Here is a 19,854-nt window from a genome sequence, read left to right on the forward strand (position 1 = left end):
TCGTTGTTGTGGATCTGCAGTACCAGGTTGGCGGTGCTGCTGTCGCCGTCCGAATCGGTGATTGTGTAGGTGAAGGTTTCGGTGCCGTCACCACCACCGTGCAGGGCTTTGAAATCCGCATCGCTGGTGTTGAGGGTGTAGGTGTATGTGCCATTGGCATTTAGTACCAGGGTGCCGTAGGTGCCGGTGAAGGTGCCGGGGGTGATCGGGCCGCTACTCTCCCCAACCGTTACCCGATCGGCGCCTTGCACGTCGTTGCTCAGCACGTTGCCGTTGAGCGTCAGCAGGGTTTCCGAGGCGGTGCCATTGCTGTCGCCCACGGCGTTGGGCAGGTCGTCGACGATGTTCACGTCGAGAGAACCGGTGGCAGTGGTGCCGTTGTCGTCGACCACGGTCACGGCGAACTGCTCGGGCAATGTGTTGGCGCCGTTGGCAATTGGGTGGGCTTCGTTATCGACCTGCGTGTAGCTGTAGCTGACCACGCCGGTCGCCGCGTTGAACCCGGTGATGGTCAGGGTGCTACCCAGCGGGGTGGTGATCGATTGCGGGAAGCCGGCGGCCACGCCAGCGGTGACCACGGCGACTCCGCCGACAGTCAGGGTCGTCACGCCGTCGAGGGCGGCGACGGTGAAGGTGCCGTTCTGGGTCAGGGCAGTGGCGTCCGGTGCACTGCCGTCGCTGAGGTTTTTCTCGAAGACGGTCAACTCACCGCCCCCGGTATTCAAACCGCCAATCGTGATCGGGTCATCGTTGTTGTGGATCTGCAGTACCAGGTTGGCGGTACTGGTGTCGCCATCGGCGTCTGTCAGCGTATAGGCGAAGGTTTCGGTGCCATTGCCGCCGCCGTGCAACGCCTGGAAGTCGGCATCGCTGGTGTTGAGGGTGTAGGTGTAAGTGCCGTTGGCATTCAGCACCAGGGTGCCGTAGGTGCCAGTGAAGGTACCGGGGGTGATCGGCCCGCTGTTTTCACCGAGCGTCACCCGGTCCGCGCCCTGCACGTCGTTGCTCAGCACGTTGCCGTTGAGGCTCAGCAGGGTTTCCGAGGCGGTGCCATTGCTGTCATCGACTGCTTGCGGCACGTCGTCGATGATGCTGATATCCAGCGTACCGGTAACGCTGTCGCCATTGCTGTCGCTGGCCACCACGGTGACGTGTTCGGCAAGACTATTGGCACCCTCGCCGCTTGCGTGGGTTTCGGCACGGTTGAGGGTGTAGCTGTAACTGACCACGCCCGTGGCCGGGTCGTAACCGGTGATGGTCAAGGTACTGCCCAGAGGTGAGGTGATCGACTGCGGAAAACCTGCCGCCACACCGCCGCTGATCAAGTTGATTGCGCCGATGCTGAGGCTGGTCAGCCCGTCTGGCGCATTGATGGTGAAGGTGCCGCTTCGCGTCAGCGAAACTTCGTTCCTCGCCGAACCGTCGGCCAGGTTGGCTTCATTGACAGTCCGCTCGCCGTTCTGCTCCGACAGGCCGACGAAGGTGACCGGATTGTTCGGCACCTGCGGCGGCACCACAGGGGCTTCGTCCGCTACAGCGATGTCCGGATTAACGTTAAGGCGCTCTTCGGGAAATTCGGGAATGCCATTGAACCCGGCAGTGGGGAAGCCGATGACCGGATCGACTCGCCCGCCCACTTCTTCGAGCATGACAAAACTATGGCCACTGCCCGGGATGCCGCCCGGTACTCCGGTAGTCATGGTAGGCCCGGCAGCGGTGGCTTCAGCCGTTTGGGTCGGGTCGTCGCCCGCCGCAATGGCTTTTTGCAGCTGTTCGACATCGGTCAGTTGCGCTTCGCTCGGAGTCACCGCTTCGGGTGAGTCGATATGGGGAATCTGATTGGCGAGCAACTGCGGCGTCATCTGCATACTGCTGTCGCGCCCGAGGGTCAGTTCCTGGCCATTTTGCAGATGTACCGCCACCGCGCCTTCAGCGCCGGTGCTCAGTCGGTCGCCAGCGAACAGCCGGTCCCCCTCGACCAAAGCACGCCGGGTGCCGTCGCTCGCAACCGCGAACACCTGACCGATGACCTTACTGACGATTCCGATGAGCGTTGCCATGTGCACTTCCTCCGCCGCCAACCGCTGTCGGCACCTTGATTGCGCGAAGAACGTGCTCATGGCCCGAGCGGGTTGTCTGGCGGATCGTGTTCCGGGTGCCGGTTTACTTGAGTAAGCCGTGGCCCCGGCAACGATCTCGCCCAGCCAGTCGCTCACGGCGCTGTTTACGATTTCGGGAAAATCCCTCTGCAATCAATGGCATCGGATCCCTGTTCGCAACAACGTTGCCTGTGAGCGATGCGTAACGATCTCGAAGCACTCAAGTGACAAAAAACCGTCGCCACAAGATCGCTCGCATCCCTCCCCTCCAGCACTTCTCCGCTCTATTTCGATAAGTGGATTGGAACTTTCCTAAAACCCTGATGAGCGCCCTAGAGCCCATAAAACAAGGGCTTTCTAATTGAACAATGTGCTGGATTTTGCAGAGCGCATAAGTTTTTTTTGGCATATCCGTTATGAAAAAAATTTCTTGGCTACGCTCCAGAATGTTCTTAGCTCTTTTGTTAAAGATGTGAAACAACTTTACCGGTAAATTTCGTCAAATAATTGGCGACAGACAAGCACCATCAGGAATCAGGGAGATGTACATGCGCCTATTAACCCCCGTCTGCAGCGCGGTTCTTTTGGCCATGGCCTGCTCGTCCCAAGCGCAGGCCATAACGCTGACCGAAGCGATCCAGAGCACCATTGCGACCCACCCGGAACTGGCATCCCGGGTGGACAGCCGACTGTCGGCGGATGAGGACGTGAAGGTCGCCAAAGGGGGCTTTTATCCATCGGTTGATTTGAACGCCGCCTACGGGCGCGGGTACAGCGATAACACCAATACCCGGGCGTTCGGCAATCACCACACCGAAATTCTCAATTACACCCAGTCGGAATTGCGCCTGCGGCAAATGCTCTTCGACGGGTTCAACACTTCCAATGAAGTCGAACGCACCAAAGGCGTGGTCAACTCGCGAGCCTATTACGCTCAGGGTACGGCTCAAGATCTGGCCCTGCGCACCACCGAGGTTTACCTCGAAGTCCTCAAGCGCCGCGAACTGGTGACCCTGGCCAAGAACAACCTGCAAGCGCACTTGCGGGTCAACGACCAGATCGGCCTGCGCACCCAGCGCGGCGTGGGCAGCAACGCCGATGCCGACCAGTCCAGCGCTCGCCGGGCACTGGCGGAAAACAACCTCGACACCGCCGAAGTCGATTTGGCCGATGCCGAGTCGAACTTCTATGCCGTTGTGGGGCGCATGCCCGATGAACTCGAAACCCCGCCGTCGATTCGCGGTGAAGTCCCCACTACCCTGCCCGAAGCCCAGCAGAGCATGGTGGAAAACAACCCTTACCTGAAATCCGCCCAGGCCGACGTGCAATCGGCCGAAAGCCAGTACGAAGTCGCCAAGTCGCCGTTCTACCCTCGCTTCGACGCCGAAGCGGCGGTGGGCGCGAACAACAACCTGCAGGGTGAGGAAGGTCACGACAACGAATGGCGGGTCGGCGTGGTGATGAACTACAACCTGTTCCGCGGCGGCAGCGACAAGGCGCGCCTGGCCTCCGACTCGCACAAGATCAACCAGGCCATGGACATCCGCAACAATGCCCTGCGCCAGCTCAACGAGAACATTCACCTGGCCTGGAACGCCATGGTCAACGCCAAGAAACAAACCCCGACCGCCCGTGAATACGCCGACACCAGTAAGCGCGTGCGCGTCGCCTACCAGGATCAGTTCGGCCTCGGCCAACGGACCCTGCTGGACCTGCTCGACAGCGAAAACGAGCTCTACAACGCCAACCGTCGCTACACCGAAGTGCGCTACACCGAAGAGTTCTCGATGTACCGTGTCCTGGCGAACATGGGCCAGTTGCTGAGCAAGCAACGGGTCGTACTGCCCGCCGACGCGATCGCCCAGACCGAAGTGAAAAACGAAGCTCGTCTACCTGACATGAAGTAGTGCACGGGAGGGTTCAATGACTAGCATGGAACCCGGCAACACCGGTGTCGATCCGCGCCTGAGCTTCGATGACCCGCTTCTGGACGGTCTGTTGATCCTCTGCAAACTCCACGGCGCGACGGTCAGTCGCGCCAGCCTCAGTGCCGGGCTCCCCATGGCACACCAACGCCTGAGCCTGGACCTGCTGCCCCGTGCAGCGGCCCGGGCCGGTTTGCAGGCACGTTTGCTGCGCCGTAACCTCAAAGACATCTCATCGCTCAACCTGCCCGTGCTGCTATTGCTCAACAACGGCCGCACGGCTGTGCTGCGTCGTTATGGCGAGGACGGCAAGGTGCTGATCCTGCCCAGCGAAGCCGACGGCGGCGAACAATGGCTCAGCCCAGAGGAGCTGGCCGAACACTACAGTGGCCAGGCATTGTTCGCCCGGCCACGTCACGAACTCGAAGACTTGCGATCGCCGCTGGTGCCTCGGGTCCAGGCCTGGTTTCGCGATACGCTGAAGCTGTCGAAATGGCTGTACAGCGATGCGATCCTGGCGAGCTTCCTGATCAACCTGCTGGGACTGATGGTGCCGCTGTTCGTGATGCAGACCTACGATCGCGTGGTGCCGAACCAGGCCACTTCGACCTTGTGGGTGCTGGCGATCGGTTTGCTGATCGGCACGGCTTTCGAACTGGTGCTGCGAGTTGTGCGCGCGCACTTGCTGGATACCGCCGGCAAGAAAACCGATGTGATCCTGTCGGCCACCCTGTTCGAGCGCATCACCGGCATGGCGATGAAAGCACGGCCGGCGACCATCGGTGGCTTCGCCCAAAGCATTCACGACTTTCAGGGCCTGCGGGAATTTCTCACCGCCGTGACCCTCACCAGCCTGATCGACCTGCCCTTCTGCCTGCTGATGCTGCTGGTGATCGGCCTGCTCGGTGGCTGGCTGGTGGTGATCCCGATGCTGGCGTTTCCCATCACCATCATCTTCGCCATGGTGATCCAGGTGCGCCTGCGCGATACCGTGCAAAAAAGCCTCAGCCTGGGCGCCGAACGCCAGGCACTGCTGATCGAAACCCTCAGCGGCCTGGAAACCCTCAAGGCCTGCAGCGCCGAAAGCGAACGCCAGCACAAATGGGAAAGCACCCACGGCGCCCTCACCCGCCTCGACAGCCACGCGCGCAACCTCTCGGCCCTGGCCACTAACGGCACGTTGTTCATCCAGCAACTGTCCGGCATGGCAATCATCGTCGCCGGGGTCTACAGCATCATCGCCGGCAACCTCAGCGTCGGAGCCCTGGTGGCCAGTTACATGCTCGGTAGCCGGGTACTTGCACCACTGGGTCAGATCGCTGGCCTGATCACCCGCTACCAGCAAGCGCAACTGACCATGAAAAGCACCGATGCGCTGATGGGGCTGCCCCAGGAGCGCGACGCCAGACAACGGCCACTGGAGCGCACCCAACTGCAAGGCGCACTGGATGTTGTCGGCGTAACCTTCCACTACAACGGCCAAAGTGCGCCTGCCCTGGCCAATGCCAGCTTCAGTGTGAAACCTGGCGAGCGCATCGGCATCATCGGCCGCAGCGGCTCAGGCAAAAGTACCCTGGCGCGACTGGTGATGGGCTTCTACGAACCGGATGAAGGCCAGTTGCTGCTCGATGGTCTGGACCTGCGGCAACTGGACGTCGCCGACCTGCGCCATCAAATCGGTTACGTCGCCCACGACCTGCCGCTTTTGGCCGGCAGCCTGCGCGACAACCTGACCCTCGGCGCGCGCTATATCAGCGACTCACGCATGCTCGAAGTGGCAGAGATGACCGGCGTTACCGAACTGGCCCGGCAACACCCGCAAGGCTTCGACCGGCCCGTGGGTGAACGCGGGCAACTGTTGTCCGGCGGCCAGCGCCAGGCCGTATTGATGGCCCGGGCGATGTTGCTCGACCCGCCCATCATGCTGCTCGACGAACCCACCAGCGCCATGGACAACAGCAGCGAAGACGTCCTGCGGCAAAAACTTCACGGATGGGTCCAGGGCAAAACCATCCTGCTGGTGACCCACCGCACCTCGATGCTGAGCCTGGTGGACCGGCTGGTGGTACTGGACAACGGACGGATCGTCGCCGACGGTCCGAAAGACGCGGTCATCGATGCGCTGCGCAAGGGCCGTGTCGGCTCTGCGGCCGTCTAGGAGTCGCCCATGTCTGCCGATCAAGGTTCCCGTGGCTACTTCGACAGTTTCAACAAAAGTGCCGAAACCGAGTACATGCCGGAAACCGCCGGCGCCTCCTTGCAGGACTCACCGCGCTGGTCGCGGATCACCGTGTGGCTGGCGGCCACGCTGTTGGTCAGTGCACTGGTCTGGGCCAAATTCGCCGTGTTGCAGGAAGTGACCATGGGCGAAGGCAAGGCGATTCCGTCAAGCAAGGTCCAGGTGATCCAGAACCTGGAGGGCGGCATCGTCACTGAAATTTTCGTCCGTGAAGGACAGATGGTGAACAAGGGCGACACCTTGCTGCGCCTGGATGACACCCGCTACCTGTCGAACAAGGGCGAAAGCGAAGCCGATCGCTTTGCCTTGACCGCGCAGGTCGAACGGCTTTCGGCCGAAGCCGAAGGCCGGCCGTTCAAGCTGTCGGAAGAAGTGATCGCCAAAGCCCCGCAAGTGGCTGAAGACGAGCGTTCGTTGTACGAACAGCGGCAACGCCGACTGGCCAGCGAGCAGCGCACCCTGAGCGAACAACTTCGGCAAAAAACCCAGGAGTTAGCGGAGTTCCGCTCGAAACAGGGTCAATTCAGTTCAAGCCTGGCGTTGTTGCAACAAGAGATGAACATGTCCGCGCCGCTGGTGGGCACGGGGGCGGTGTCACCGGTGGAAATCCTGCGGCTCAAACGCAGCGCGGTGGAGATTCGCGGCTCATTGAACGCCACCACACTGGCGATTCCCCGGGCGGAATCGGCGATCAACGAAATCAAAAGCAAGATCGACGAGTCGGAGCAAACCTTCCGCTCGGAGGCCGCCAAAGAGCTGAACGAGAAACGCACTGACCTGTCGAAAATCACGGCCTCGAGCATCGCCATCGACGACCGCGTGACCCGCACCACCGTGGTCTCGCCAGTGCACGGCATCATCAAGGTGTTGAAGGTCAACACCATCGGCGGCGTGGTCCAGCCCGGCAGTGACATGGTGGAAATCGTGCCGCTGGAAGACAACCTGCTGATCGAAGCCAAGGTACGCCCACAGGACGTTGCATTCCTGCATCCGGGCCAGAAAGCCATGGTCAAGTTCAGTGCCTACGACTACACCATTTACGGCGGTCTGAGCGCCAAGCTGGAGTTGATCGGCGCTGACACCATCACCGACGATAAGGGCAACAGCTTCTATCTGATTCAGGTGCGAACCGACAAAAACCATTTGGGCGGGGATGTGAAACCACTGCTGATCATCCCGGGGATGGTGGCGACGGTGGACATTATTACCGGGGAGAAAACGGTGCTGGATTATCTGCTCAAGCCGGTGTTGAAGGCGCGGACCGAGGCGATGCGGGAGCGGTAGGCAGTATCCAGAATCTGCAGTGACTGATCTGCCGCCATCGCGAGCAAGCTCGCTCCCACAGTGTCCGTGTCGTACACAAATCTGCGAACGCCACTGAACCTGTGGGAGCGAGCTTGCTCGCGATGAGGCCGGCAAGACCACCAATCATTTTTCAGAATGATTACGCTGGTAAACCTCCTCCCCCATCGCCGCAATCTGCCCCTCGATCAACGCTTCGAACGGTTTGAGCAATGGCGCAAAGGAAGTCGGCGCTTCGAGGGTTTCCAGCGCCTGCACAATCGCCTCCACCGTCGACAACGCCCCCGGCCCCGGTGCCTTGCGCAACCGATAGCGGGACACACCGCCCTCGGCCAGCGTCACCCTCGGCAACGCCGCCAGCAGCGGATTGAGGTGCAGCATCTTGCGTGCCTTGCGCCAGGTACCGTCCGGGACCACCAGCAGCAAGGGTTCGTCTGTCGCGGCACAAGCCTGCATCGGTTGGGCATCTTCGCCGGGAAACAGCAACCGCGCCCGATACCCCGGCTGATTCAACAGCGCTGGCAAATCCTCAAACACCTCGCCGACGATCAACTCGGCATTCGTCAACCCAAGCGCCGCCAGACGCGCGGTGTTCAACGCATGATTCACTTCGCTCGGATGCTGCAACAACAGCACCCGGGTGCGGCTGTCGAGGCTGGGAATCAGCGGGCACAGGCAATGAGTTTGCGGGCGCAGACAACGCTGACATTGGATTCTGGACATCGTCTCTACGCCTGATTCAGTTGGGCTTTAAGCAAGTCGCGGAATGTCTGGATCAGCGGCTCGCGGCTACGGCCCCGTCGCACGATCATCGAGAACGGCGCTTGATAACCAAAGGTCGCCGGCAGCAACACCCGCAAGTCCCCCTTGTCGGCCCAGGCCTGGGCGTAGTGCTCCGGCAGGTAACCGATGTAGGCGCCGGACAGCACCAGGATCAACTGGGCCTCCATACTTTCTACCGTCGCGGCACTGTGCTTGAAACCGTGGCGCGCCAGTTCGGCCTGGCTCCAATAACCACGACCGACCATGCGCTGCTGGGTGATGACTTGCTCGGGAATGCGCCGCTCGTTGAACAGCGGATGCCGCGTGCTGCAATACAACCAGTGTTGTTCACGGTACAGCGGCATGTACACCAGGCCGCTCATGCGCGTGGAAAACGCACCGATGGCCAGGTCGAGACGGTTGTCCTGCACGCCGAGTTGCAATTCGTAAGGGCTCATCACCGACAGGTGCAAGTGCACGGCCGGGTGTTCCTGGCTGTAGGCGCCGATGGCTTCGGCGAACGGCAGGGCCTTGTCGCTGACGGTAGAATCGATCACCCCGAGGTTCAAGGTACCGCGCAACTCGCCCTTGAGGGCGGCGGCGTACTGCTCGAAGCCTTCGAGTTCGCCCAACAGACGCAGGGTTTCCTGATGGAACAGTTCGCCCTTGCTGGTCAGGCTGAAACCGCCACGGCCGCGATGGCACAGCACCAGGCCAAGGGCTGCTTCGAGCTGGCTCATGTAGGTACTGATGGCCGACGTCGAGAGATTGAGCTCCTGCTGGGCGTTGGCGAACCCCTGATGGCGCACCACGCTGACGAAGATGCGCAATAGTTTCAGGTCGGGTAAAGCGTTGGCCATGGAAATGCTCCGATCTCGGGGTGACGCTCAATGCTCGATTCAATGCAAATCCTTGTGGGAGCGAGCTTGCTCGCGATGAGGGCGTAACAGCCAACATCAATGTTGACTGACCCACCGCTATCGCGAGCAAGCTCGCTCCCACCAGGTTTGTTCCCGGCATTGGGTTTTGCGTATGGGGTGAAGTCTAACGCCGCCACTTCCATTAGTTTAGAAAAATCTGAACTAAGTATTTGCCCGTAGCGATTCTTCCCGGCCACTACATTTCGCAGAATCGGCCCACAACGGTGCCCGTCCCTTCCGTGAACGGCGCAACCGACATAAATAAAACAACGACGATGAGGCCCTACCCGTGGACAAGATTCTTCACCAACCACTGGGCGGCAACGAAATGCCGCGCTTCGGCGGCATCGCCACCATGATGCGACTCCCCCATTTGAATACCGCTGCCGGCCTGGACGCTGCCTTCGTAGGCGTGCCCCTGGACATCGGTACCTCCCTACGCCCCGGCACCCGCTTCGGGCCTCGCGAAATCCGCGCTGAATCGGTAATGATTCGCCCGTACAACATGGCCACCGGTGCTGCGCCGTTCGACTCGCTGTCGGTTGCCGACATTGGCGACATCGCGATCAACACCTTCAACCTGCTGGATGCCGTACGGATCATTGAAGAGTCCTACGACAACATCCTCGAACACGACGTGATCCCGCTGACCCTGGGCGGCGACCACACCATCACCCTGCCGATCCTGCGTGCCATCCATAAAAAGCACGGCAAGGTCGGCCTGGTGCACATTGATGCCCACGCCGATGTGAACGATCACATGTTCGGCGAGAAAATCGCCCACGGCACCACCTTCCGTCGCGCCGTTGAAGAAGGCCTGCTGGACCCGGACCGTGTCGTGCAGATCGGCCTGCGCGCCCAGGGCTACACCGCTGACGACTTCAACTGGAGTCGCAACCAGGGTTTCCGTGTGGTTCAGGCTGAGGAGTGCTGGCACAAATCGCTGGAGCCCTTGATGGCTGAAGTCCGCGAAAAAGTCGGTGGCGGTCCTGTTTACCTGAGCTTCGACATCGACGGCATCGACCCGGCCTGGGCACCTGGTACCGGTACCCCGGAAATCGGCGGTCTGACGACCATTCAGGCAATCGAGATCGTTCGTGGCTGCCAAGGCCTCGACCTGGTCGGTTGCGATCTGGTAGAAGTCTCGCCCGCTTACGACACCACCGGCAACACCTCGCTGCTGGCCGCCAACCTGCTGTACGAAATGCTCTGCGTACTGCCTGGCGTAGTCCACCGCTGAGGATCGGTCATGAGCGAACGTGATCAGGTTCTCAAAGCCGCCGCCGATCTGGTGTCCGCTTTTGCCCGTAACGATCGCGAAGCCTACTTCGGCGCGTTCAGCGCCGATGCCAGCTTCGTCTTCTACACCCTCGAACAGCCCCTGCTGTCGCGCGACGCCTATCAGGCGTTGTGGGACGGCTGGCGCTCTGAGGATGGCTTCGAGGTGCTCTCGTGCACCTCAAGCAACGCTTTCGTCAGCCTGCAGGGTGACGTGGCGATTTTCATCCATGACGTGGCCACCGAGTTGCGCATGCAAGGGGAGCAACACTTCAGCCAGGAGCGCGAGACGATTGTTTTCAAGAAACAAGCGTCTGGCCAAGAACAACAAGGCCTATGGCTGGCCTGCCACGAACATTTATCCGCGATGCCGGAAGGGCTGCCACCCCCTTAGCCAACACAGGTGACGCTCACGCACGATGAGCGCGCCTTTATGATCGGAGCTGATCATGAATAACAAAAACAACGAAAAAAGCCTTAGCAGCATCGAAACAAACGGGGTCGAACAGATCCCGGACAATGAGCGTGACGCCAAGCCCAGCGATCTGTTTCGCCTGATCTTCGGCGGCGCCAACACCTTTGCCACCGCCGTGCTCGGCAGTTTCCCGGTGCTGTTCGGCCTGTCCTTTCAGGCTGGCGTCTGGGCGATTGTGCTGGGCGTGGTACTCGGTGCGCTGATCCTGGCGCCGATGGGCCTGTTCGGACCCATCAACGGCACCAACAACGCCGTCTCTTCCGGTGCGCACTTCGGCGTGCACGGGCGAATCGTCGGTTCGTTCCTGTCGCTGCTGACCGCTATCGCGTTTTTCTCGCTCTCCGTCTGGAGTTCGGGCGATGCACTGGTGGGCGGTGCCAAACGCCTGATCGATCTACCGGAAACCGATCTGACCCTGGGCCTGGCCTACGGTCTGTTCGCGCTGCTGGTATTGACCGTGTGCATCTATGGTTTCCGCTTCATGCTGTGGGTCAACCGCATTGCGGTGTGGGCGGCCAGCCTGCTGTTCCTGCTGGGCGTTTTCGCTTTCGCCCCTGCATTCGACAGTCAGTACGCCGGCACCGTAGCCATGGGCCAGGCCGGATTCTGGGCTGCGTTCATCGGGGCAGCATTGGTCGCCATGAGCAACCCGATCTCCTTCGGTGCGTTCCTCGGTGACTGGTCGCGCTACATCCCTCGTGATACGCCCAAAGGCCGGATCATGGTGTCGGTGATTGCCGCGCAACTCGCCACGCTGATTCCGTTCCTGTTCGGCCTCGTCACCGCCACTATCGTAGCGGTCAAGGCACCGGACTACATCGCGGCCAACAACTATGTCGGCGGTCTGCTGGCGGTATCGCCGAGCTGGTTCTTCCTGCCGGTGTGCCTGATCGCGGTCATCGGCGGCATGTCCACCGGCACCACTTCGCTGTACGGCACAGGCCTGGACATGTCCAGCGTGTTCCCTCGGGTGCTGTCGCGAGTCAAGGCCACGCTGCTGATCGGTGTGATGTCGATTGCCTTCATCTTCATCGGGCGCTTCGCGGCCAACCTGGTGCAGAGCGTGTCGACCTTCGCCGTGCTGATCATCACCTGCACCACCCCGTGGATGGTGATCATGATCATCGGCCTGCTGGTGCGTCGCGGCTTCTACTGCCCGGATGACCTGCAAGTGTTCACCCGCGGCGAGAAGGGTGGCCGTTACTGGTTCACCCATGGCTGGAACTGGCGTGGCATGGGGGCCTGGATCCCGAGTGCCGCGGTCGGCCTGTGCTTTGTGAACCTGCCTGGGCAATTCGTCGGCCCACTGGGCAACCTGGCCGATGGTATCGACATCAGCCTGCCAGTGACCCTGGGCCTGGCATCGTTGGTGTACCTGATTCTGCTGAGCCTGTTCCCGGAATCGAGCGCAGTGTTCGGTCCGAACGACCCTCGCAGCAAGAGCACGGATTCGCTCGCTAAACCGGCGATGCGTCAAGCCGCCTGATTCAACGCGTTCCCCCTGTGGGAGCGGGCTTGCTCGCGAAAGCGATCGGTCAGTCACATCAATGTTGAATGTGCCGCCGTCTTCGCGAGCAAGCCCGCTCCCACAAGGGATTGATTTTCAGCCTCACATAAAAAAGACAATCGGAGACACGCCACAATGGCTTTGGATTTATTCGTCGTACTCATCTACGCCGCCGCGATGCTGATACTCGGCTACTACGGCATGCGCAAGGCCAAGACCAACGAAGACTTTTTGGTCGCCGGTCGTAACCTCGGCCCAAGCCTGTACATGGGCACCATGGCTGCCACCGTCCTGGGCGGTGCGTCCACCGTGGGCACCGTGCGTCTGGGCTACGTGCATGGCATCTCCGGCTTCTGGCTGTGTGCCGCACTGGGTTGCGGGATCGTGGCGCTGAACCTGTTCCTCGCCAAACCGCTGCTGAAACTGAAGATCTACACCGTTACCCAGGTGCTGGAAAAACGCTACAACCCGATGGCCCGCTCCGCGAGCGCGGTGATCATGCTGGCCTACGCGCTGATGATCGGCGTGACCTCGATCCTGGCGATCGGCACTGTGCTGCAAGTGCTGTTCGGCCTGCCGTTCTGGATCTCGGTCCTGCTCGGCGGCGGCGTCGTGGTGATCTACTCGGCCATTGGCGGCATGTGGTCCCTGACCCTGACCGACATCGTTCAGTTCGTGATCAAGACTGTCGGCCTGATGTTCATCCTGTTGCCGATCTGCCTGTACCGCGTTGGCGGTTGGGATGAGTTGGTAATGAAACTGCCGGCGGCGAGCTTCAGCTTCACCACCATCGGCTGGGACACCATCATCACCTACTTCATGATCTACTTCTTCGGCATCCTGATCGGTCAGGACATCTGGCAACGGGTGTTCACCGTCAAGACCGCCAAAGTGGCTCAGGTTGCCGGTACCGCTGCCGGTATCTACTGCATCCTCTACGGCCTGGCCTGCGCCCTGATCGGCATGGCTGCACACGTACTGATCCCGGATCTCGACAACGTCAACAACGCCTTCGCTGCGATCGTGAAACTGTCCCTGCCGGACGGTATCCGTGGTCTGGTGATCGCTGCCGCACTGGCCGCCATGATGTCCACCGCCAGCGCCGGCCTGCTGGCCGCCGCCACCACCCTGACCGAAGACCTGCTGCCGAAACTGCGTGGCGGTAAACAGTCGAGCCTGGCGATCAACCGCCTGTTCACCCTGTTGACCGGCATCGTGGTACTGGGCATCGCTCTGATCGTGAACGACGTGATCAGCGCCCTGACCCTGGCCTACAACCTGTTGGTAGGCGGCATGCTGATCCCGCTGATGGGTGCGATTTTCTGGAAACGCGCTACCACCGCCGGCGCTATCGCCAGCATGGGCATGGGCTTCGCCACCGCGCTGCTGTTCATGTTCAAGGACGGTCTGGATGCCAACACCCCGATCTACTACAGCCTCGGTGTAGGCCTGGTGAGTTTCGTGGTGGTGAGCTTGATGTCCCGCCGCACGGCAGCAGTGGCCAGCGCTGCCTAAGCTGAACATAACGACTTGATGCTTTCTTCGACGAGTGTGGCGTCGGTTGCCACACTCGTTTTTTTTCGTCTGGAGAAAACGTTCATGAAGATTGTTTCTCGTGACCAGTGGTTCGAGGTGAAAGCGCTCAGCGACGGCATCCGCCTGATCCACGAGCCGTACATCCGCCCCTTCTACCGCTGCAACCTCTGGCACATCCAGGGCCGTGACAAAGACCTGCTGCTGGACAGCGGCTCGGGTCTGGTCAGTCTGCGCGAGCAACTGCCGTGGATCACCGAACGGCCGCTGGTGGCTGTTGCCAGCCACTGCCATTTCGATCACATCGCCGGTCATCACGAATTCGCTGAACGGCTGGTGCATCCGGCCGAGGCGGACATTCTCGCGGCACCCGATGGCAACAACGACCTGAGCAAAGCCTTTGTCGGCGACGACATGTTCGAGGCGCACCCCGATTGCCCGCTGTGCTACGCCGAATACCGGGTCAAGGCCGCACCGGCCACGGGGTTTGTCGAAGATGGCGATGTGCTGGACCTGGGCAATCGGGTGTTGCAGGTCGTGCACACACCGGGACACTCGCCCGGTGGCATCTGCCTGTACGAAGCCGCCACAGAGACCTTGTTCAGCGGCGACATCATCTACGACGGCCCGCTAATCGAAGACGCCTACCACTCCAATCTCGATGACTACGCCCGCAGCCTGCAACGTTTGCGCACGCTATCGATCCGCACGGTGCATGGCGGGCACTTCGGCAGCTTTTCCGGGGAGCATTTGCGTAGCATGATCGACCAATGGCAGCGCTCACACGGCTAAAGCCTGCTGTACTCAACGGCAGGAACTGCATCGGCAGGGAGAACTGCACCCACCTCGTCGAAGAACGATCATGAAAGAAGCTGCCCTTCGTGCTGTCGTACATCGCTACATCAGTCGCCTGCTGGAAGGCCGGGATGACTTCGACGACAACACCAGCCTGGCGCAGTTGGGATTGGATAAAAAAGATATCGAAGAACTGATCTTCCATCTGGAAGATGAACTGGGTGTCACGGCGTTTACCGTGGAAGAAGACCGGATGCTCAAGACCGCCAGGACGGCGAATGATTTGAGCCGGTTCTTGCTGGAGATCGGACGGTACTAAGTCTGGTAATCAAACGTACACGAAGCGGCAAGGGAGCTTGCTCCCTCGCCACGGGAAAACCTTTCACCTGTCAGATGTTATCTGCCATTACCGGCGTCGCTGCTGACGCCGACGTTGTTCGTCGTCAGTACGAACAGGCACGGGTTGCAGAGGCGGCTCGATCAAACCGAGAGCAACGCCCAAGTCATGCAGCCAGTTTTGGATTTTCTCTTTCATGATGCCCCCTTCAGGGTAGTGCCGAGCGGCCAAAGTACTGTAGCCCCTTCGTACAGATAATAGTCCGAAGTCCTACGCAATGCTCGCGCAAAGTCACAATGATCTGTTACTGAATCCATCAAAATCAGCCTGCGTTCAGACAATGTCCTGCGCCCGTACATGTGCCGGTGGAAAAACCACCTGTTGCTGCTCGATCCAGGCATTCAGGTTGGCCCCGACCATGCCCTTGCGCCACATCAGCCAGGTGGTAGCACTGGCGAACGGTTCGGCCAAAGGATGTACGGCCACACTCTCACGGCCCGGCAGACTGGCGAGCATCGACTCCGACATCAGCGCCACACCGGAACCGGCAATTACACACGCCAACATTCCCGGATAGGACTCGATCTCCATCGCCCGGCCCATGGCCGCATGATCATGGGCGAACCAGGCTTCCAGGCGCATGCGGTAGGAGCAGCCCTGGCGAAAGGTGAACACCGAGCGACCTTGCACATCCAGCGCGCTGCGCACGGGCGGATGGTCGGCCTCGCTGATCAGCACCAGGCGCTCGTCACACAAGGGCACCCCGTCGAGTCCGGCCAGTTCCAGCGGGCCATCCACCAGCGCCGCATCGAGTCGACCGGTGAGCAGGCCTTCGAGCAGTTCACCGCTGGGGCCGGATTGTACTTGCAGGTTCACCGCCGGATACAAACGGTGGTAATGCGCCAATAGCCCCGGAAGGTGAATCGCCGCCGTGCTGTACATGGTGCCGAGCACGAAGTCTCCCGCCGGTTGCCCGCCCTGCACTGCCGCGCTGGCTTCGTCGCGCAAGGCAAACAGCCTGGCGGTGTAGTCCAGCAGGACTTTTCCCGCAGGCGACAACTGCAAGCGCTGACGTTCGCGCAGGAACAGTTCGACACCCAACTGCTCTTCCAGCTGTTTGAGCCGGGTCGACAGGTTCGACGGAACTCGATGTAGCCGTTCGGCGGCACGGGTTATGGATCCTTCCTCTGCCACCGCCTGGAAGATGCGCAATTGGCTAAACTCCACGACATTCTCCAAAAAAGAACAAGTTACTCACTATTATTCATTTTTAAAGAAAGTCAATCAGTCCTAGCCTGACGGTCATTGATCCTCCAGACGGACTCCAGACCATGTCTCCTCTGATCCGCTTATCCGCCTGCTTCGTTGCCCTGATGATGGCCATGGGCATCGGCCGTTTTGCCCTGACACCACAACTGCCGCATCTGCTCAGCGAAGGCCAGATCGATCTGACTGCCGCCGGGCTGATCGCCGCCGCCAACTACCTCGGTTATTTCATCGGTGCAGTGGATTCCATGTTTTCCCGGCGTCCGGCACAAGTGCGCCGACGCTTGTTCGGCGGATTGTGGCTGTGCGTGCTGCTGACCCTGGCGTCGTTCTGGGCCAATGGTTTCTGGTCGCACCTGTTGCTGCGCTTCGGCACCGGCGTGGCCAGCGCCTGGGTGTTGGTGATGATTACCGCCCTGAGCCAACCCCTCGCGGCAGCGGCCGGTCGTCCTCGGCTCGGAGCCCTGGTCTTCGCCGGACCCGGTTTGGGAATTTTTCTGACAGGTCTGTTGGCCCTGGGCTCGAATCTGCTGGGGCAGACTTCCGCCACCTTGTGGCTGGTGTACGCCGTCACGGGGCTGGCGATGCTGCTGGGGATCCTGCCGTTCCTGCCACAACCGAGTGTCACCGCGACTGCTGCACCCGGCGCCAGCGCCTCGGGCAATCAAGGCATCGCTCGCCTGGGCTGGATCTATGCCTTGTACGGATTGGGCTACATCATTCCCGCGACCTTTTTGTCGCAAATGGCCAACGCGCAATTCCATGGCCAATGGCAGGCTGACCTGTTCTGGCCATGCTTTGGCCTGGCGGCGGCAACCGGTGTGGTGCTGGTGAGTCTGCGTCGGCAAAAACCTGGCGCCACGGGTCACTGGCTGATGGCGACGTTATGGCTGCAAGCCGCTGGCGTCTTCGCCTGCCTGCTGGGCAACGGTCCAGGCCTGGCGTTGGGTGTGATCCTGTGCGGCACGCCGTTCCTGGCCTGCATGCAACTGGTGATGCAACGCTCCCGGGAACTGGCGCCCCATGCCACCCAGCGCAATGCCGGCCTGCTGACAGCCTGCTTTGCCGTGGGCCAGCTCAGCGGGCCATTGCTGGCGGCGCTGAGTAGTCATTTCAGTGGCGGTTTACAGCCGGCACTGGTGGTCGCCGGCTGCGGCTTGTTGATCGCCGGCGGTCTATTGCTCGCGCCGGTCAATGCTGCCCGAGGGCTTTGCGCAAACGACGGCGCAACCACTGCTCGGCGCTGACAAAAGTGATGCCCGCCAATACCAGAACGGCACCGATGACGAAGTTCAGGCTCAGTTCCTCGCCGAGCAGTACCACACCGAAGGTGACGCCGAACAACGGCGTCATGAACGAAAACACCGCAAGGTTGGCCGCCAGGTAACGGCGCAGTAGCCAGAACCAGACCAGGTAACTGAAGAACGACACGACCACGCCTTGAAACAGCACACTGGCCACCGCCACATGGGTCAGGCTGACATGGGTGATCTGGCCGCTGAGCAGCGCAATCAACAACAAGCCGAAGAAGCCGACAATCAACTGATAGAACAGCGTCAGGGTCACCGGCGCTTCCGACAGACGCGAGGCGCGCACCACCACCGTGGTCGCGCCCCAGGCGGCACCCGCCAGCACACCCAAGGCATCGCCCATCAACATGCGGTAATCAAGGTTGTCCCAGGACACCCCGCCGGCAAACGCGATGGCAATCCCGATAAACGCCAGGACAATCCCCAGCCATTGCAAGGGCCGCAATCGCTCACTGGGCAGCAACCAGTGCACCCCCAATGCGGTGAAGATCGGCGCGGTGTAGAGGAACACCGACATGTGCGCCGCCGTGGTCAGTTGCAGGCCTTCGGAAATGAAGAAGAACTCCAGGCCGAACAAGGCACCGGCCAACAGACCGCCGCGCCAGGTCGTACCTACCTGGTTCCAGCCGCCCTTCCAGCAGATCAGCAGCCCGACCAGCAACGCCGACATACCGGAACGTCCGGCCGCCTGCATCACCGGCGCGATATCGGCCGCCGCCCACTTGATCATCACCTGCTGCACGCCCCAGATCAGGCACAACCCGACCATCACTTGCAGGGCAAACCCGTCGGCGCTGCGCCGGGTGGCGCTCACCGGAACACCTCGAAGACACAATCCATGGCAAAGACTCGGCAGAAAAAAAACAAAGCCCCGGCCTTCTCGTTGAAAAGAAAACACCGGGGCGAAGAATCATGTTGTCGATTATTAACCAGAAGGCCAGAAAATGCCGCCTGCCAGAGACCTCTACTTCTCTGCTTGCGCCATCCTGGCCCTCTATCTTGTCAGCGCATCAACTGAGTTCGATGCGATCGGCATGAATGACAATCTGGCCATTCTTGTACAACGCACCGATGGCCTTCTTGAAGTTGCCCTTGCTGACACCGAACAGACTGCTGATCAACGCCGGATCGCTCTTGTCGCTCACCGCCAGGCTGCCGTTGTTTTCGCGCAACTTGGCGAGGATCTTCGAGTTCAGGCTGGTGGCCGCTTCCTGGCCAACCGGTTGCAGGCTCAGGCTGATCTTGCCGTCGGCGCGAACTTCCTTGATGAAGCCCTTTTCTTCTTTACCGGCGCGCATGAACTTGAAGATTTCGTTCTTGTGGATCAGGCCCCAATGCTTGTTGTTGATGATGGCCTTGAAGCCCATGTCCGTGGCTTCGGCCACCAGCAGATCCACTTCCTGGCCCGCGGTGTAGTTGGCCGGGGTCTTGTCCAGGTAGCGGTCCAGGCGCGCGGTCGCGGTGATGCGACGGGTGTGCTTGTCGAGATAGACGTGCACCACCACATACTCGCCCGCCGTCATCTGGCGCTTCTCTTCGGAGAACGGCAGCAACAGGTCTTTCGGCAACCCCCAGTCCAGGAATACGCCGATGCTGTTGACTTCAACAACTTTCAAACTGGCGAATTCACCGACTTGAACTTTCGGCTTTTCAGTAGTTGCGATGAGTTTGTCATCGCTGTCCAGATAAACAAAAACGTTGAGCCAGTCTTCATCTTCGGTAGGAATATCTTTTGGAATATAACGATTAGGCAGAAGGATTTCGCCATCCGCGCCACCGTCCAGATATAAACCGAAGTTAGTGTGTTTAACCACTTGCAAACTGTTGTAACGCCCGACTAAAGCCATGTCCAATACCCTCATTGCGTGGGCGGCATTCTACCCGGTTTTAAGCGCCGCGTTCGGCAGCCGGCCCGGTGGCGCGAGAAAATCTCCCTGAAGCCCTTAATTTTCCCGGGTTTTCATCGCACCTCGTCCGCTCGTCAGGCCGTTCCGGGCATTTACGCCATGCCCAGGCAAGCGTGACGCGGTATTTTTCCAGGCAATGTTATTAGTTAAAACAGCGGCTTAGGTGCATATTTCGAATATTGGCCGGGGACTAATTACC

Annotated in this window: 17 protein-coding genes; 10 read left to right on the forward strand and 7 right to left on the reverse strand. The window is 60.4% G+C overall.

Translation table 11 applies throughout. The features are described from left to right. On the reverse strand, positions 1-2,060 hold a 2,060-nt coding region (locus tag ABIE16_RS27715; RefSeq protein WP_429522361.1), incomplete at its 3' end, for a retention module-containing protein. A gap of 587 nt (positions 2,061-2,647) precedes the next feature. Between ABIE16_RS27715 and ABIE16_RS27720 the strand changes: the two genes are divergently transcribed. Genes ABIE16_RS27720 through ABIE16_RS27730 form a run of 3 tightly spaced genes read left to right on the forward strand, consistent with a single transcriptional unit; the run spans position 2,648 to position 7,547 of the window. After that, complete coding sequence (locus ABIE16_RS27720; protein ID WP_057716654.1) at positions 2,648-4,006, forward strand: TolC family outer membrane protein; 1,359 nt, start codon at positions 2,648-2,650, stop codon at positions 4,004-4,006. Positions 4,007-4,022: 16 nt separating this feature from the next. Next, the gene (locus tag ABIE16_RS27725) at positions 4,023-6,182 is read left to right on the forward strand and encodes a type I secretion system permease/ATPase (RefSeq protein ID WP_218496983.1); all 2,160 of its coding nucleotides are present in this window, start codon (positions 4,023-4,025) and stop codon (positions 6,180-6,182) included. Positions 6,183-6,191: 9 nt separating this feature from the next. Beyond that, entirely contained in the window at positions 6,192-7,547 is a 1,356-nt protein-coding gene (locus ABIE16_RS27730) for an HlyD family type I secretion periplasmic adaptor subunit (protein ID WP_429522362.1), read from the forward strand. A 144-nt stretch (positions 7,548-7,691) separates the two neighbouring features. On the opposite strand, the gene ABIE16_RS27735 is transcribed toward ABIE16_RS27730, so the two are convergent. Both ABIE16_RS27735 and ABIE16_RS27740 read right to left on the reverse strand, forming a co-directional pair. Next, positions 7,692-8,288 carry a tRNA-uridine aminocarboxypropyltransferase gene (locus ABIE16_RS27735; protein WP_090453761.1) on the reverse strand — a complete coding sequence of 199 codons (597 nt, stop codon included), beginning with the start codon at positions 8,286-8,288 and terminating at the stop codon, positions 7,692-7,694. A gap of 5 nt (positions 8,289-8,293) precedes the next feature. Beyond that, a complete protein-coding gene (locus tag ABIE16_RS27740) occupies positions 8,294-9,187 on the reverse strand; it encodes a LysR family transcriptional regulator (RefSeq protein ID WP_007972518.1) in 894 nt (297 codons plus the stop codon). Positions 9,188-9,536: 349 nt separating this feature from the next. Between ABIE16_RS27740 and speB the strand changes: the two genes are divergently transcribed. The 6 genes from speB to ABIE16_RS27770 all read left to right on the forward strand — a co-directional run bounded on the left by speB (position 9,537) and on the right by ABIE16_RS27770 (position 15,154). Continuing rightward, on the forward strand, positions 9,537-10,487 hold the full coding sequence (speB, locus tag ABIE16_RS27745) for an agmatinase (RefSeq protein ID WP_007984912.1): 951 nt from the start codon (positions 9,537-9,539) through the stop codon (positions 10,485-10,487). Between the two features lie 9 nt (positions 10,488-10,496). After that, entirely contained in the window at positions 10,497-10,919 is a 423-nt protein-coding gene (locus tag ABIE16_RS27750; protein ID WP_090453759.1) for a YybH family protein, read from the forward strand. Positions 10,920-10,974: 55 nt separating this feature from the next. Next, positions 10,975-12,486, forward strand: a complete 1,512-nt coding sequence (locus ABIE16_RS27755; protein ID WP_429522363.1) for a purine-cytosine permease family protein — start codon at positions 10,975-10,977, stop codon at positions 12,484-12,486. 156 nt (positions 12,487-12,642) lie between these two features. Beyond that, positions 12,643-14,022 (forward strand): sodium:solute symporter, encoded by a 1,380-nt coding sequence (locus ABIE16_RS27760; RefSeq protein WP_057715959.1) that lies wholly within the window; start codon positions 12,643-12,645, stop codon positions 14,020-14,022. Positions 14,023-14,106: 84 nt separating this feature from the next. Beyond that, entirely contained in the window at positions 14,107-14,832 is a 726-nt protein-coding gene (locus ABIE16_RS27765; protein ID WP_429522364.1) for an MBL fold metallo-hydrolase, read from the forward strand. A 70-nt stretch (positions 14,833-14,902) separates the two neighbouring features. Continuing rightward, entirely contained in the window at positions 14,903-15,154 is a 252-nt protein-coding gene (locus ABIE16_RS27770) for a phosphopantetheine-binding protein (protein WP_429522365.1), read from the forward strand. Positions 15,155-15,241: 87 nt separating this feature from the next. On the opposite strand, the gene ABIE16_RS27775 is transcribed toward ABIE16_RS27770, so the two are convergent. Both ABIE16_RS27775 and ptrR read right to left on the reverse strand, forming a co-directional pair. Continuing rightward, entirely contained in the window at positions 15,242-15,370 is a 129-nt protein-coding gene (locus tag ABIE16_RS27775; protein WP_007972508.1) for a PA1414 family protein, read from the reverse strand. 135 nt (positions 15,371-15,505) lie between these two features. Then, the gene (gene ptrR / locus ABIE16_RS27780; protein ID WP_429522366.1) at positions 15,506-16,399 is read right to left on the reverse strand and encodes a putrescine utilization regulator PtrR; all 894 of its coding nucleotides are present in this window, start codon (positions 16,397-16,399) and stop codon (positions 15,506-15,508) included. A gap of 104 nt (positions 16,400-16,503) precedes the next feature. Between ptrR and ABIE16_RS27785 the strand changes: the two genes are divergently transcribed. Next, the gene (locus ABIE16_RS27785) at positions 16,504-17,685 is read left to right on the forward strand and encodes an MFS transporter (RefSeq protein ID WP_429522367.1); all 1,182 of its coding nucleotides are present in this window, start codon (positions 16,504-16,506) and stop codon (positions 17,683-17,685) included. On the opposite strand, the gene ABIE16_RS27790 is transcribed toward ABIE16_RS27785, so the two are convergent. Next, positions 17,630-18,562: a DMT family transporter gene (locus tag ABIE16_RS27790; protein ID WP_057715964.1), complete on the reverse strand. Its 933-nt coding sequence runs from the start codon at positions 18,560-18,562 to the stop codon at positions 17,630-17,632. The genes ABIE16_RS27785 and ABIE16_RS27790 overlap by 56 nt on opposite strands. Positions 18,563-18,758: 196 nt before the next feature. Continuing rightward, positions 18,759-19,595 carry a CvfB family protein gene (locus ABIE16_RS27795; protein WP_008018234.1) on the reverse strand — a complete coding sequence of 279 codons (837 nt, stop codon included), beginning with the start codon at positions 19,593-19,595 and terminating at the stop codon, positions 18,759-18,761. Positions 19,596-19,854: the final 259 nt, after the last annotated feature.

Source organism: Pseudomonas sp. 2725 (genome assembly GCF_050434585.1).
Classification (GTDB): domain Bacteria; phylum Pseudomonadota; class Gammaproteobacteria; order Pseudomonadales; family Pseudomonadaceae; genus Aquipseudomonas; species Aquipseudomonas jessenii.